We start from the raw sequence: 14118 nt of genomic DNA on the forward strand, positions 1-14118 counted from the left end.
ATGCCGGGGTCGGGGCGTAGGTTCAGTGCTGGTTTGGGACGATTGAGGGAGTTGTTCCGATGACCAGTCTTGCCGTCGATGCCAGTGCCTTGCTGGCAGCCCTCTGGATGCCGGCCCTGTTCAAGGTTCTCGCCGCCGATATTGCCATCGGCGCGGTTATCCTGTCGGGCTATCTCTGGCACAGGAAACAGGAACGCTGCAACGCCGAGCTGTCCGAGCGCAAATGGGGCAGGCGCCATCTGCATGGCTGAAGCCGCCTTCGCCGCTATGGACGGTTTGCCTGAACTTGTCGCTTCAACGCTTTCTCTCAAGCGAAAGTCAGCCGGCTTTTCGGCATGACGGCTCAATGCACGATCGCACCAGCCGCATTGCCCTTCGACATCCACACCACCAAGGCATCGTTGAAGGAGGCCACGGCATCGCTGGCGATGGGGATGCGGATGATCGCCCCATCCGCGAATTCGAATTCGGCCACGGCAAATTGCCGATGTCCCGGTGAAGTGAGGCCGCGAAATTTCGTAAGAAGCGGCGTGACGACCGAGCCGTCTCCACTTCCGAGCGGGTCCGAAGGATCGCTCATCCAACCATCCAATGCCCAAGTCTAACAATTGCCTTCCCTATGACGAAAGGCTGTGACATGGGCGTGATATGAAATATATCACCTGAGAATTTTTTTAAGCCAATGACAAGCAGAGATATCATGCTGACGCAAAGGCATAAAAAATATACGAGTCGGTTGTCGCGATAGAGTCCGGCCATAATATAGAAATGGAAACGCTTCCTGGCCAATTCTTTCCAGGAAGCGTATCAGTATGCATCTATTTTTTATTGTATCAACGTGGCGTTCCCGAGCGGAAAACTGCCGATCCGCCGATCCGGACCGAAGCGATCGCCAGATCATCCGTCAGCACGACCATGTCGGACCGGCTGCCCCGATCGAGGCGGCCATAATGTCGGTCCATGCCAACGGCCATGGCCGGATAAAGCGAGGCCATGCGCAGGGCTTCGCCGAGATCGAGGCCGATCCGCTCATGCATGAAACGCACGGCCGAAATCATGTCGAGATCGGCGCCTGCGAGAGTGCCGTCATCGAGGGTCAGGCGGCCGTTTTCGCGTTTGATCACACGGCCATTGAGCGTGAACTGCCGCATATCCGTGCCGATAGTGGCCATGGCGTCCGTGACCAGGAAGATCCGGCCGGGTTGCTTCTTGGCCCGTAGCGCGATGTCGATGGTGATGGGGTCGACATGGATACCGTCGGCTACCAGCCCGGCGGAGAGGCCGCCGAGTGCGATCGCCGTGCCGGCAAGTCCCGGCTCGCGATTCTTGATCTGGCTCATGGCGTTGAACAGATGCGTGGCCATGGAGGCACCGGCTTCCGCGGCTGCGACCACGTCGCCATATTCGGCGTCGGAATGGCCGATGCTGACGACCAGACCGGCCTCCGCGAGGCGGCGAATCTGGGCCGGCGTTACCGATTCCGTCGCGACCGTCGTGAGCAGGACGGGAACCTGGCCTCTGGCGGCAATCAGCCTAGCGAGATCGGTCTCCTCCATCGGGCGGATCAATTGCGGATCATGCGCGCCTTTGCGTGAAACGGCCAGGTGCGGCCCCTCGATATGCAGGCCGAGGAAACCCGGCACCTTCCGTCGTTCGGCCTCCGCGCCAGCCTCGAGGGCCTCGGCGGTGATGGCGGGCGTGTCGGTGATCAGGGTCGCCAGCAGGGCCGTGGTGCCGAACTGGGCGTGGGCCGCGCAGATGGTGGCGATGGTTTCGGCGTCGCGGCTGTCATTCAGCATCACACCGCCGCCGCCATTGACCTGGAGGTCGATGAAGCCGGGGGCGATGAAACCCGTCTCGATCGTCTCGACCGCCATGCGTGCCGGCACGGCGCTGCGCGGCACGATCGCCTCGATGTGCTCGCCATCGACGATCACGGCGGCATCCTGGTGCCAGGCCTCGCCATCGAAGATGCGCGGGGCGAGCAGGGCCGATTGCATGCTCATACCGTCTCCGTGACCTTGCGCAGATTGCGGGGCTCGTCGGGATTGAGGCCGCGACGACGGGCGAAGGCCTCGACGAAGGCGTAGAAGGAAGCGATCAGCACCAGCGGGTCGGTCAGCGGGTGGCCGGTGGCTGCGAAGGGCAGGCGGGCGGCTTGCCTGGCGCCGTCGGCGGTGATGAAGGCAGCGGCCCCCTTGGCCGCCAGCGCGTCGGCGGCACCGATGATCGAGCTTTCCGCCTTGTCGCGAGCCGCCAGGGCCAGCACCGGGAAACCGGGCCCGACCAGCGCCATCGGGCCATGCATGACCTCGGCGCCGCTATAGGCTTCCGCGTGCACCGAGCAGGTCTCCTTGAACTTCAGGGCCACCTCGTTGGCGATCGCCAGGGCCGGTCCGCGGCCGAGCACGAAGACCGAAGAAGTGCCGTCAAGGGCATCGGCGAAGGTGGTCCAATCGCAAGCGACAGCCTGCTCAAGATGACGGGGCAGGTCCTGAAGGGCTGACAGCAGCGCCTTGTCGCCGGCCCAGTGGGCGAGGACGCCGAGGCCGGCCACGGCGGAGTTCACGAAGGTCTTGGTCGCGGCAACGCTCTTCTCGGTGCCGGCGGCGATATCGATGGCGTGATCGGCCGCGAGCGCCAGGGGCGAGCCTGCCGTGTTGGTGAGGGCAACGGCGACGGCGCCGCTGCGGCGCACCGTTTCCGCCATGGCGACGATGTCGGGGCTCTTGCCGGACTGCGAGATGGAAAGGCTGGCGGCGCCGGCGAGCTTGAGTGGCGCCTGGTAGATCGAAGCGATCGAGGGGCCGAGCGAGGCGACCGGCACGCCGGTGGTCAATTCGACCGCATATTTGATAAAAGAGGCGGCATGGTCGGAGGAGCCGCGGGCCACGGTGACGAGGACGCGCGGATCGACGGCCTTCAGCGCGGTGCCCGCCCGCTCCATCTCGGTGGCGGATTGTTCGAACAGGCGCGCGACGGCCTGGGGAATTTCCAGCACCTCGCGGCGCATATGGGTCTCTGTTGTCACAGTGCTTCTCCTTCGCTGGGCTCGGCCAGACGCAATTCCGCTACGAAATCATAGGTATCGCCCCGGTAGATCGACCGGGTGAATTCAACCACCTTGCCACTCGGCAGATAGGAGACGCGCTCGATGTTGAGGCTGGCGGCTCCGGGAGGTACGCGCAGAAGCTGGGCATCCTCCGGCCCGAGATTGGCGGCGGAGATGCGCTGGACGGCGCGGACCGGCTTGTTGCCATGCTCGGCAAGGGCGGCGTAGAGCGAAGAGCCGACTGCTTCCGGGTTCGGCAGCAGCGAGGCCCCGATCGAGGCACGTTCGATCGCGACGGCGGCTTCATTGGCAAAGCGCAGACGGTTCACACGCGCCACCATCTCGTTGGCGGTCAGACCGAGGATCATCGTCTCCTGCGGCGAGGGCACATAGAGGCCGCGCTCGAGCCAGACCGATTGTACCAGCTTGCCGCGCCGCGCCATGTCCTCGGTGAAGGATGTCAGGCGCGACAGGGATTGCTCGACGCGCTCGACCCGGGGCGCGACGAAGGTGCCGGAACCGTGACGCTGGATCAGCACGCCCTGTTCGACCAGGTTCTGCAGCGCCTTGCGCACGGTGACGCGCGAAATATCGGCCTTCATGGCGATGTCGCGCTCGGAAGGGAGCGCGTCGCCTGCGGCCAGGACACCGTCCCGCACGGCTTCCTCGATCGATTTGCGCAATTGCAGATAGAGCGGCGCGTTGCTGCCCTTGGCATCGGCGAGGGAGCGGAAGATGAGGTCGACGGCGTCACTCATGGCTTGCCTTTCCAAGCCGAATTCCCGGGCCTGCTCCCTGTAGGAGGGCAAGAGTTCGGCGTGACTCAACTGCCTGGCGATCATGGCTGCATCAGTCCCTGTTTGCCATCCGACAATGACCGCTCGAGGCCGAATAATCGGGCAGCCATGGATACTGCGCCGCCCAACGCGTCCTGCAGAGGAGGCACGAGCCGCTCCCGGTGTTTCGGGGGCAGGCGAGGTCCGACCAGCGTTGCCAGGCCGCCCAATAAGCAACGGGGCGTCGCGTTGGCAAGCGCAAGGGCGTCCAGGGAAGCCTCGACCGCCGAGACGGCCCTCTCGACGATCCTGTCCGCCGCTGGATCTCCGCGCTCGAGATAGTCGAAGACCATCGGCGCGAAAGTTCCGAAATCACGGGGCTGAGCGGATTTGGTGAACTCCACGATCGCCTGCGGATCGTTGCCATGCGCTGTCAGAACGGCATCCAGGAGGGAGGTATGGGGGGCTATGCCGTCATGGGCGAGCAGTGCCTCCTCGAGCAGGTCTCGTCCGATCCTGGCGCCGCTGCCCTGGTCACCGAGCAGGAAACCCCAGCCGCCCAGGCGGCGGATCTCGCCCGACTGACGCGCCAGATAGTGGCTGCCCGTGCCCAGGATGCCGATGGCGCCGTCTCCCGCGCCGATCGCGCCTTCCAGGGCGATAAGCACGTCGGACTCGATCAAGCAGCGGCGAAAGGGCAGCCGAGCCCGCAGTTCGGCAGCATAGGTTCCGATATTGGCGCCCGCCAGGCCGAGCACGACGGGTGTGTCGGGAATATGGGCCGGATCCTGGCCGGCGGCGGCGAAGGCCTGGCCGACGGCTACCATGATGCTCTCGCAGGCCCCGTTCAAATCCGTGCGGATATTGGCCGACCCGGCCTTGGCGCGGCCGATGATCTGGCTTTGGGCTGTCGCGAGCGCCGCCCTGCAGCTCGTGCCTCCACCATCGACGCCGAGGATCATCATTGCTGTGTTCTCCCTATGCAAAGACAATACCAATAAGCTACCACTCGTCAAGAGGTGTTCTGGGCAAAAAATTTAAACTAAGTTAAAACAGATACTTATGCGAAATGTGATGCTTCATCGAGAAAAGTTATGTGAGGTCACTGGACAAGTGGTATTTATTTGGTATTGTCCGGCCTATCGGGGAGGTGGGGTCGGACCTAGGCCGGCGCTGCCGAGCGGAGGCCTGCGGGCATGCAGGTTCTTCGGGTCTCCGGGCAGCAGGCCAGTTGCCGGCCGGAAAGGCTGCATGAGCGGCGCATCCCGGCGGGGGCTGGGTACCGCAAGGTCGACCAGAGCCGGCCCAGGCAGTGGCCGGTACAGGGAGGAAGACGGATGAAGAAGCGACTTTTGACGGCCCTATTCCTGGGCACTACTTTTCTCAGCGCGACGGCCGCCTGGGCCGAGGACGCTACCCTCACCATCGAAAGCTGGCGCAATGACGATCTTGCCATCTGGCAGGAAAAGCTGATCCCTGCCTTCGAGAAGGCCAATCCCGGCATCAAGGTGAACTTCACCCCGTCGGCGCCGCCGGAATACAATGCCGCGCTCAACGCCAAGCTCGATGCCGGCACCGCCGGCGACGTGATTGCCTGCCGTCCCTTCGATGCCTCGCTCGAGCTCTACAAGAAGGGCCAGCTGACGGATCTGTCGACCCTGCCGGGCATGGACAATTTCACCGACACGTCCAAGTCTGCCTGGCAGACCGACGACGGCAAGACCACTTTCTGCGTGCCGGTCGCCTCGGTGATCCACGGCTTCATCTACAACAAGGAAGCCTTCGACAAGCTCGGCCTCAAGCCGCCGCAGACCGAGGACGAGTTCTTCGCCGCCCTCGACAAGATCAAGGCGGACGGCACCTATGTTCCGATGGCGATGGGCACCAAGGATCTGTGGGAAGCCGCCACCATGGGCTACCAGAACATCGGGCCCAACTACTGGAAGGGCGAGGACGGCCGTCTGGCGCTGATCAAGGGCACCCAGAAGCTGACCGATGCCGATTGGGTCGAGCCCTTCGTCACGCTGGCCAAGTGGAAGTCCTATCTGGGCGACGGCTTCGAAGCGCAGACCTATCCCGACAGCCAGAACCTGTTCACGCTCGGCCGTGCCGCCATCTATCCGGCCGGCTCCTGGGAAATCTCCCCCTTCGGTGCCCAGGCGCAGTTCAAGATGGGCGCTTTCCCCCCACCGGTGCGCAAGGCCGGCGATACCTGCTACATCTCCGACCACAACGACATCGGCTTCGGCCTGAACGCCAAGAGCAAGAACCCGGAAGCGGCCAAGAAACTGCTGGCCTGGATCGCCTCGCCGGAATTCGCCACGCTCTACGCCAATGCTTTGCCGGGCTTCTTCAGCCTCGCCAAGAGCGAGGTGAAACTCGACAATCCGCTGGCGCAGGAATTCGTGTCCTGGCGTAACAAGTGCAAGTCGACGATCCGCTCGACCTACAAGATCCTGTCGCGCGGCACGCCCAATCTCGAAAACGAGACCTGGGTGGAATCCGCCAATGTGATCAACGGCGTAGACACGCCGCAAGCAGCTGCCGAGAAGCTCCAGAAGGGGCTCGACAGTTGGTATAAGCCGGCTAAGTAAGTTCGGCTCGGCCGCGCCTCGATGACGGCGCGGCCATCCTCCCCCTCATCGCCATCTCCGACAACAGCAACGCACATGCGAGGATTGCTGCAATGTCTCTCGAAGATTCACCAAGTAGAAAAGCGTTCCGCTGGCACATTCCGGTTTTCCTGGCGCCGGCCGTCATCATCTACACGCTCGTGATGATCCTGCCGCTGATCGGTACCCTGCAGCTTTCGCTGTTCCGGACCGTCGATGGTGTGTCGAATTTCGCGGGACTCGACAATTTCCGCACGCTGTTCGGCGACCCGCGCTGGGCCTCCAGCTTCTGGAACGCCCTGCGCAACAATTGCTGGTTCTTCCTCATCAACATGGTGGTGCAGAACCCGATCGGCGTCGTGCTGGCGGCCCTGCTCTCCCATCCCAAGCTGCGCTTCGCCGCCTTCTACCGCACGGCGATCTTCATCCCGACCGTGCTGTCCTTCGTGATCGTCGGCTTCGTGTGGAAGCTGATCCTTTCCCCGCTCTGGGGCGTGGCACCCTCGATGCTGGACCTGATCGGCCTCAAGAGCTGGTTCACGCCGCTGCTCGGCAAGGAAGCCTATGCGCTGACCACGCTCGGCCTCGTCTCGGTCTGGCAGTTCGTCGGCATCCCCATGATGCTGATCTATGCCGCGCTCTTGTCGATCCCCGACGAGGTGATCGAAGCGGCCGAGATGGACGGCATTACCGGCATCGCCCAGTTCTGGAAGATCAAGCTGCCGCTGATCCTGCCTTCGATCGGCATCATCTCGATCCTCACCTTCGTCGGCAATTTCAATGCCTTCGACCTGATCTATTCGGCGCAGGGCGCGCTGGCCGGGCCGAACTACGCCACCGACATTCTCGGCACCTTCCTCTACCGCACCTTCTTCGGCTTCCAGCTGCAGCTCGGCGATCCGAACATGGGCGCCACCATCGCCTCCATGATGTTCTTCATCATCCTGGCCGGCGTGTGCGTCTATCTCTTCGCCATCCAGACACGGCTGCGGCGCTATCAGTTCTGAGGAGATCGACATGAGCAAAGCCACGCACTCTCCGGCCCGTTCGATCGCAGCCCATACGGTGCTGATCACCTACACCGTGATCGCCCTGTTTCCGGTGATCCTGATCCTGATCAACTCCTTCAAGTCGAGGGACGCGATCTTCCGCTCGCCCCTGACACCGCCGGGGCCGGCGACCTTCGACGCCATCGGCTACAAGACCGTGCTCGCCCAGGGCGACTTCTTCCTCTACTTCCAGAACAGCATGATCGTCACGGTGGTCTCCCTGTTCTTCGTGCTGCTGCTCGGCGGCATGGCGGCCTTCGCGCTCGCCGAGTATCGCTTCAGGGGCAACACGCTGATGGGGCTCTACCTGGCTTTGGGCATCATGATCCCGATCAGGCTCGGCACCGTCGCCATCCTGCAGCTTATGGTCGCCACGGGCCTGGTCAACACGCTGACGGCGCTCATCCTGGTCTATACGGCCCAGGGCCTGCCGCTGGCGGTCTTCATCCTGTCCGAGTTCATGAAGCAGGTCTCGGACGATCTCAAGAATGCCGGGCGCATCGATGGATTGTCGGAATACCGCATCTTCTTCCGCCTCGTCCTGCCGCTGGTACGGCCGGCCATGGCGACCGTCGCGGTCTTCACCATGATCCCGATCTGGAATGATCTGTGGTTCCCGCTGATCCTGGCGCCAGGCGAGAAGACCAAGACCATCACGCTGGGTACCCAGGTCTTCATCGGGCAGTTCGTCACCAACTGGAATGCCGTGCTGGCGGCGCTGTCGCTCGCCATCCTGCCGGTGCTGGTGCTCTATGTGATCTTCTCGCGGCAGCTCATCCGCGGCATCACCTCGGGCGCTGTCAAATAGAGCCTGGCGTCACGCCATGCCGCCCGCTTTGCGCGAGACGGCCCGGTGATGAGCCGGCTCAAGGTATCCGGTCGCTCAATCTGCGATGAAATTTTTTCGTGGTCCGCATCGAGCGGATGAAGAAGCGCGCATGCGCCCCACAGGCAAACTTCAGGGGAAGTATCATGGGTTCGCTGAATATCGAGAATGTGAAGAAATCGTTCGGCTCGGTTGATATCCTCAAGGGGATAAACCTGGATGTGAAAGACGGCGAATTCGTCGTCTTCGTTGGACCGTCGGGCTGCGGCAAGTCCACGCTGCTGCGCATCATCGCGGGGCTGGAGGACACGACCTCCGGGGGCGTGAAGATCGATGGCCAGCGCGTCAACGACGTGCCGCCGGCCAAGCGCGGCATCGCCATGGTGTTCCAGAGCTATGCGCTCTATCCCCATCTCACCGTGCGCAACAATATGGGCCTTGGCCTCAAGCAGGCCGGCGAGGCGGCCGCCGAGATCGACAAGCGCATCAAGGCTTCCTCGGCCATGCTCGCGCTCGAGCCCTATCTCGACCGCCGGCCGTCCGAACTCTCTGGCGGCCAGCGCCAGCGCGTCGCCATCGGCCGCGCCGTGGTGCGCGAGCCCAAGCTCTTCCTGTTCGACGAGCCCCTGTCCAATCTCGATGCGGCGCTGCGCGTCAATACCCGCATCGAGATTGCCCAGCTCCACCAGCGCCTCAAGGCGACGATGATCTACGTCACCCACGACCAGGTCGAGGCCATGACCCTGGCCGACAAGATCGTGGTGCTGAATGCCGGCCATATCGAGCAGGTCGGCGCTCCCATGCATCTCTACAACGACCCCGACAACACCTTCGTCGCCGGCTTCATCGGCTCGCCCAAGATGAATTTCGTCGATGGTGCGCGCCTGGGCGAGAGCGTCAAGACGATCGGCGTGAGGCCCGAGCATGTCTCCGTCAGCCGCGAGGCCGGCGACTGGAAGGGCACGGTCGTTTATGCCGAGCATCTGGGTGCCGACACCTATCTCTACCTCGATACCGAGAAGGCAGGCTCGATCACCGTGCGGCTCTCCGGCGAGTATCAGGTCGAGCCGGGCGCCACCATCTACGCCACGCCCGATGCGACGAGGACCTTGCGCTTCGACGAGAACGGCAAGCGCCTGCGCGGCTGAGTGGCACGGTTCGGTGTGCCGGTCCCGCTCCGTCGCCATGCCGACGGAGCTGAGAAAACCGGCATACGGCCTCGCCGTCGTCTCTCGTGCATGTAGACAAAACATTTATTGTGGACTAGTTCGTCTATGCTTGCCATTTGACGGATGAATCCTGCAATGACCGACATCGTCGAAGATGCCCTGCCTCGCCTGATCGCAATGCGGCACGATCTGCATCGTCATCCGGAGATCTCCCGCGAGGAAGCCTGGACCTCGGCCTTCGTTGCCGAAAGGCTGACCGAAATGGGAATTCCCGTCCATACCGGCGTCGGCGGTTATGGCGTGGTCGGCGTCGTCGAAGGGAGCGGGGAGGGCCCCGGCGTGGCCCTGCGTGCCGACATGGATGCCCTCGCCATGGATGAGCACAACAGCTTCGGCCATCGCTCGCAGATCCCCGGCGCCATGCACGCCTGCGGCCATGACGGCCACATGACCATGCTTCTGGGGGCGGCGTCCTATCTCTCGCTGACCCGCCGTTTTCGCGGCACGGTCTATCTGGTGTTCCAGCCGGCGGAGGAGCGCTATGGCGGCGCCCAGCTCATGCTGGATGCCGGCCTGCTCGAGCGCTTCCCCGCCCGCAATATTTTCGGCCTGCACAATTGGCCGGATGTGCCGGCCGGCGAGGTGATCGTTCATGACGGCCCGGTAATGGCTGGGGCGGGGGAATTCACCCTGAAGTTCAAGGCGCCCGGCGGTCACGCCGCCATGCCGCACATGACCGGCGATCCCGTGCTGGCCGGCAGCCATTTCGTCACCGGCATCCAGCAGGCGGTGGGCCGGGCCGTCAATCCGCTCGAGGCGGCCGTCGTCACCGTCGGCTCGTTCCAGGGTGGCTTTGCCCAGAACGTGATTTCGCGCGAAGCCACTTTGGCCGGCACTTTCCGCGGCCTGCGCCCGGAGATCCTGGCCCTGTTGAGGGGGCGGGTCGAGGAGGTCGCTCAGTCCGCGGCCAGGATCGCTGCGACGGAGGTCGAGATCGGCTTCGACGAACTGCCGAGCCCGCCCGTGGTCAATACGCCGGCCGAAGCCGAGATCATGCGCCGGGCTGCCCGCACATTGCCCGGTAGTCCCGCCTTGCATCTCGGCGTGCCGACCATGGCGGGTGACGATTTCGGCGCCTTTCTCGAGCATCTGCCCGGTGCCTATGCCTGGATCGGCAATGGCCCATCGGACCGCAATGGCCGGCTTCACCAGCCCGACTACGATTTCAACGATGCCATCATCGGCACTGGCGTTCGCCTTCTTTCGGCCACGGCCGAACAGGCATTGTTGTAGACATAAAATCTCTTGTAGACTTTTTTGTTCTTGAGGCCTAAACGTTGCGGCCAGGATGGCGATGGCATGGCGAGCTTTATCGAGAAGCCGCGCCAACCGCGCCGCGATAGGGGATGACGCTTGGATCGGATGCCTATGGACAGCCTTCATCGCTATCGCCCGATCTGTGACGCCATCGCGGCACTGTTCCAGCCCTATGTCGAGGTGGTCCTGCATGAGCTCGCCACCGACAAGGCCGTCTACATCGCCGGCAATTTCTCCAAGCGCGTGCTGGGCGAGCCCTCGCTGCTGCACGAGGTCGATTTCGATAGCCAGAACCCGGTGATCGGTCCCTATGAGAAGGTCAACTGGGATGGCCGGGCCCTCAAGTCGATCACCGTCGTGCTGCGCGACGAGGCAGGCGCTCCGCTGGGCGTGATGTGCATCAACGTCAACGTCTCCGACTTCCACGCCGTGATGCAGACCTTGTCGGCGCTGGTGCGCGTGCCCGAGCCGCATTACCGGCCGGATGCCCTGTTCAAGGAAGACTGGCACGAAAGGATCAACGAGTTCATCCGGCAATGGACGCAGGGGCGCAACGTCACGATTTCCTCGATGACCCATGCCGATCGCAAGGATCTGGTCACTGCTCTTGCCGACAGCGGCGCCTTCAGCGGCAAGAACGCCGCCGCTTATATCTCGCGCGTGCTCGGCATGGGGCGCGCGACGGTCTACAAATATTTGAGAAACGAGAAATGATTAGCCTTTCGCTGGCCCAGCTCCAGGAGCTGGTTTCGATCGATGCCGCCGCCATCTCAGCCATCACCGATGCCTATGTCGCCGTCGCGGACGGCCGGGCCAATGTGCCGCCGGTCGGCTATCTCGGGCTGCCGGCGCAGAATGCCGATTGTCACATCAAATATGGCTATATCGCCGGCGACCCGATCTTCGTGGTCAAGATCGCTTCCGGTTTCTACGACAATCCCAAGCGCGGCCTGCCGTCCAGCAGCGGCATGATGATCGCGATTTCGGCCGTCACCGGCGCCACCGTCGCCATCCTCAACGATGAAGGCTGGCTCACCAATCTGCGCACCGGCATCGGCGGCGCCGTCGCCACCTTCGCCCTCTGCCGCCCGGACAGCGAAGTCTTCGCCGTGCTTGGCACCGGTACGCAGGCGCGCTTCCAGATCCGCGCCGCTGCGGCGCTGGCCAAGCGTCCCGTGCAGTTCCTGGTCTGGGGCCGTTCGGTGCAGAAGGCGCGCGAACTCGCCGACGAATTCGCCGATTCGCCCATCGACGTCTCGGTGGCGGCCGATCTGGAAGAGGCCTGTCGCTCGGCCGACGTGATCATCGCTACCACGCCCTCGACCACACCCTATGTCGCGAGCGAATGGGTCACGCCTGGCACCCACATCACCGCCGTCGGAGCTGACGCCCCCGGCAAGCAGGAACTGGCCCTGGCCCTGGTGGCACGGGCGGATCTGCTGGTCGCCGATCTCGCCAGCCAGAGCCTCGACCATGGCGAATTCGCCGCCGCCTTCCAGGCCGGCCTGTTCCGGCAGGAGGACTGCCTCGAACTCGGCGCCATCCTGAACGGATCGAAGCCGGGGCGCGGTTCCAGCGACGCGATCACCATTGCCGACCTCACCGGTCTGGCCACCCAGGACATCGCCATCACCAGGACAGCCCTGCAGCGGGTGCCCGATCTGGTGATGTGAGTCCGTTTTTCGTCGTCTGAGCGGGCAGCCCGCCATGCCCGCGCCGTTCATGTTTCTTGAGAGGGGACTGCCGTGAAGAGAGTATTGTTGGTTTCGCTCGCCGCGCTGCTGGGCGTTTCGGCTGCCAGGGCCGAAAGCCTGCGCATCGCCTCCAGTGCGGATTTTCCGCCCTGGGAGTCCGTCGATGCCGCCAATGAGATCGTCGGCTTCGATCGTGACATCGGCAACGAGGTCTGCAAGCGCATCGGTGCCGATTGCAGCTGGACCAACCAGGCGTTCGACGGCCTGCTGCCCGGTCTGCAGGTCGGCAAATACGATCTGATCATGTCGGGCCTGTCGATCAATGACGAGCGCGAGAAGCAGGTCGATTTCTCGGCACCCTACGCCGATGCGCCCAACAACATCGTCGTCGCCGCCGGGAGTCCCGTCGCCCAGGCCAAAGACACCAAGGCTCTCGAAGAGGGGCTGGCCGGCAAGGTGATCGGTGCGCAGACGGGCTCGACCCATGAGGCGGTGATCCGGGCCCATTTCAAGGATGCCGACGTCCGTCTCTATGACCGGGCCGAGCAGGTCGCCGACGATATCGTCGCCGGCCGCCTCGATGCCGGCCTGATGGAACGTTCCGCCTGGGAAGGCATGATGGCATCCCGCAAGGACAGCGGCATCACCATCGCCGGCCCGCTGATCACCAGTGCCGACTATGCCGAGTTCGGCCGGGGCCAGGCCATCGCCCTGAAGAAGGGCAAGGATGATCTGAAAAAGCGGGTAGACGAGGCCGTCAACGCCATGCTCGCCGACGGCACGGTCGCCAAGCTTTCGGAGAAGTGGTTCAAATACGACGTCTCCTTCAAGAAGAAATGAGTGTAAGCGCCGGCGCCGCCGCGTAGCGCCTTGAGCCGATGGGATGCTTGCCCCCTCTCCCTAAAGGGGAGGGGGAGCGCCACTCCAGCGGGCTCCCGAAGCGAGATCCCTCCGATGTCCGTGGTTTCAACCTATCTTCCGCAACTCCTTCAGGGGCTTCTCGTCACCCTGCAGGTGGCCGTCGGCAGCTTCGTGGTCGGGTTCGTTCTTGCCGTGGCCGCCGTCTTCGCCTGGAGCTCCGGTCCCAGGCCCCTGCGCTGGCTGGTGGCCTCCTATGTGGCCGTCATTCGCGGCCTGCCGGAACTGTTGGTGATCTTCCTGGTGTTCTATGGCGGGACGGTGCTGCTCACCGGACTGGCGGGAGACTATGTCGAGGTCAGCGCGCTGGCGGCAGGCATCGCGGCGCTGTCCTTCGTGTCGGGCGCCTATCTGACCGAGATCCTGCGCGGCGCCTTGCAGACCATTCCTCCGGGGCAATGGGAGGCGGCGCGCAGCCTCGGCCTCAAGCAGGGCCAATTGTTCCGCAAGATCATCCTGCCGCAGATGTTCTCCCACGCGCTTCCCGGCCTTGGCAATCAATGGCTGGTCATCCTGAAGGAAAGCGCGCTGGTCTCCATCGTCGGGCTGGAGGAATTGATGCGCAAGGGCGTGGTGGCGGCCGGCGCCACCCACCAGCCGATGACCTTCTATCTCATCGTCGCGGCCCTTTTCGTCCTGATCACCACCGTCTCGACCGCCGTGCTGAGCTTCGGCAACAGCCGCCTGACCTGGATGCGATAGGAG

15 protein-coding genes are annotated in these 14118 nt (G+C 63.6%); 10 read left to right on the forward strand and 5 right to left on the reverse strand.

Annotation, left to right across the window (positions count from 1 at the left end; all coding sequences use genetic code 11):
* Positions 1 to 59 precede the first annotated feature (59 nt).
* Entirely contained in the window at positions 60 to 251 is a 192-nt protein-coding gene (locus tag QM672_RS00895) for a hypothetical protein (protein ID WP_068288216.1), read from the forward strand.
* Between the two features lie 92 nt (positions 252 to 343).
* Here the strand turns inward: QM672_RS00895 and QM672_RS00900 are convergent, their stop codons facing one another.
* The 5 genes from QM672_RS00900 to QM672_RS00920 all read right to left on the reverse strand — a co-directional run bounded on the left by QM672_RS00900 (position 344) and on the right by QM672_RS00920 (position 4793).
* Positions 344 to 580, reverse strand: a complete 237-nt coding sequence (locus QM672_RS00900) for a hypothetical protein (protein ID WP_311942777.1) — start codon at positions 578 to 580, stop codon at positions 344 to 346.
* A gap of 253 nt (positions 581 to 833) precedes the next feature.
* Positions 834 to 2006 (reverse strand): N-acetylglucosamine-6-phosphate deacetylase, encoded by a 1173-nt coding sequence (gene nagA, locus QM672_RS00905; RefSeq protein WP_415080365.1) that lies wholly within the window; start codon positions 2004 to 2006, stop codon positions 834 to 836.
* Positions 2003 to 3013: an SIS domain-containing protein gene (locus QM672_RS00910; protein ID WP_415080481.1), complete on the reverse strand. Its 1011-nt coding sequence runs from the start codon at positions 3011 to 3013 to the stop codon at positions 2003 to 2005. The genes nagA and QM672_RS00910 overlap by 4 nt, the downstream gene beginning before the upstream one ends.
* Positions 3014 to 3027: 14 nt before the next feature.
* Positions 3028 to 3810 carry a GntR family transcriptional regulator gene (locus QM672_RS00915; RefSeq protein WP_415080366.1) on the reverse strand — a complete coding sequence of 261 codons (783 nt, stop codon included), beginning with the start codon at positions 3808 to 3810 and terminating at the stop codon, positions 3028 to 3030.
* 80 nt (positions 3811 to 3890) lie between these two features.
* Positions 3891 to 4793: a BadF/BadG/BcrA/BcrD ATPase family protein gene (locus tag QM672_RS00920; protein ID WP_415080367.1), complete on the reverse strand. Its 903-nt coding sequence runs from the start codon at positions 4791 to 4793 to the stop codon at positions 3891 to 3893.
* 372 nt (positions 4794 to 5165) lie between these two features.
* On the opposite strand from QM672_RS00920, the gene QM672_RS00925 reads away from it, so the two are divergent.
* The 9 genes from QM672_RS00925 (at position 5166) to QM672_RS00965 (ending at position 14115) form a co-directional block, all read left to right on the forward strand.
* Complete coding sequence (locus QM672_RS00925) at positions 5166 to 6422, forward strand: ABC transporter substrate-binding protein (protein WP_415080368.1); 1257 nt, start codon at positions 5166 to 5168, stop codon at positions 6420 to 6422.
* 92 nt (positions 6423 to 6514) lie between these two features.
* Positions 6515 to 7447 (forward strand): carbohydrate ABC transporter permease, encoded by a 933-nt coding sequence (locus QM672_RS00930; RefSeq protein WP_415080369.1) that lies wholly within the window; start codon positions 6515 to 6517, stop codon positions 7445 to 7447.
* A 10-nt stretch (positions 7448 to 7457) separates the two neighbouring features.
* A complete protein-coding gene (locus QM672_RS00935; protein ID WP_311942760.1) occupies positions 7458 to 8297 on the forward strand; it encodes a carbohydrate ABC transporter permease in 840 nt (279 codons plus the stop codon).
* A 164-nt stretch (positions 8298 to 8461) separates the two neighbouring features.
* The gene (locus QM672_RS00940; RefSeq protein WP_415080370.1) at positions 8462 to 9463 is read left to right on the forward strand and encodes an ABC transporter ATP-binding protein; all 1002 of its coding nucleotides are present in this window, start codon (positions 8462 to 8464) and stop codon (positions 9461 to 9463) included.
* 156 nt (positions 9464 to 9619) lie between these two features.
* Positions 9620 to 10777 carry a M20 metallopeptidase family protein gene (locus tag QM672_RS00945; RefSeq protein ID WP_415080371.1) on the forward strand — a complete coding sequence of 386 codons (1158 nt, stop codon included), beginning with the start codon at positions 9620 to 9622 and terminating at the stop codon, positions 10775 to 10777.
* 135 nt (positions 10778 to 10912) lie between these two features.
* A complete protein-coding gene (locus tag QM672_RS00950) occupies positions 10913 to 11515 on the forward strand; it encodes a transcriptional regulator (RefSeq protein WP_246683681.1) in 603 nt (200 codons plus the stop codon).
* A complete protein-coding gene (locus QM672_RS00955) occupies positions 11512 to 12474 on the forward strand; it encodes an ornithine cyclodeaminase family protein (protein WP_415080372.1) in 963 nt (320 codons plus the stop codon). The genes QM672_RS00950 and QM672_RS00955 overlap by 4 nt, the downstream gene beginning before the upstream one ends.
* A 72-nt stretch (positions 12475 to 12546) precedes the next feature.
* On the forward strand, positions 12547 to 13335 hold the full coding sequence (locus QM672_RS00960) for a transporter substrate-binding domain-containing protein (protein WP_415080373.1): 789 nt from the start codon (positions 12547 to 12549) through the stop codon (positions 13333 to 13335).
* 114 nt (positions 13336 to 13449) lie between these two features.
* On the forward strand, positions 13450 to 14115 hold the full coding sequence (locus tag QM672_RS00965) for an ABC transporter permease subunit (RefSeq protein WP_311942746.1): 666 nt from the start codon (positions 13450 to 13452) through the stop codon (positions 14113 to 14115).
* The last annotated feature ends 3 nt before the right edge of the window (positions 14116 to 14118 follow it).

The sequence above is a fragment of the Labrys sp. (in: a-proteobacteria) genome (assembly GCF_047605565.1).
GTDB lineage: Bacteria > Pseudomonadota > Alphaproteobacteria > Rhizobiales > Labraceae > Labrys > Labrys neptuniae.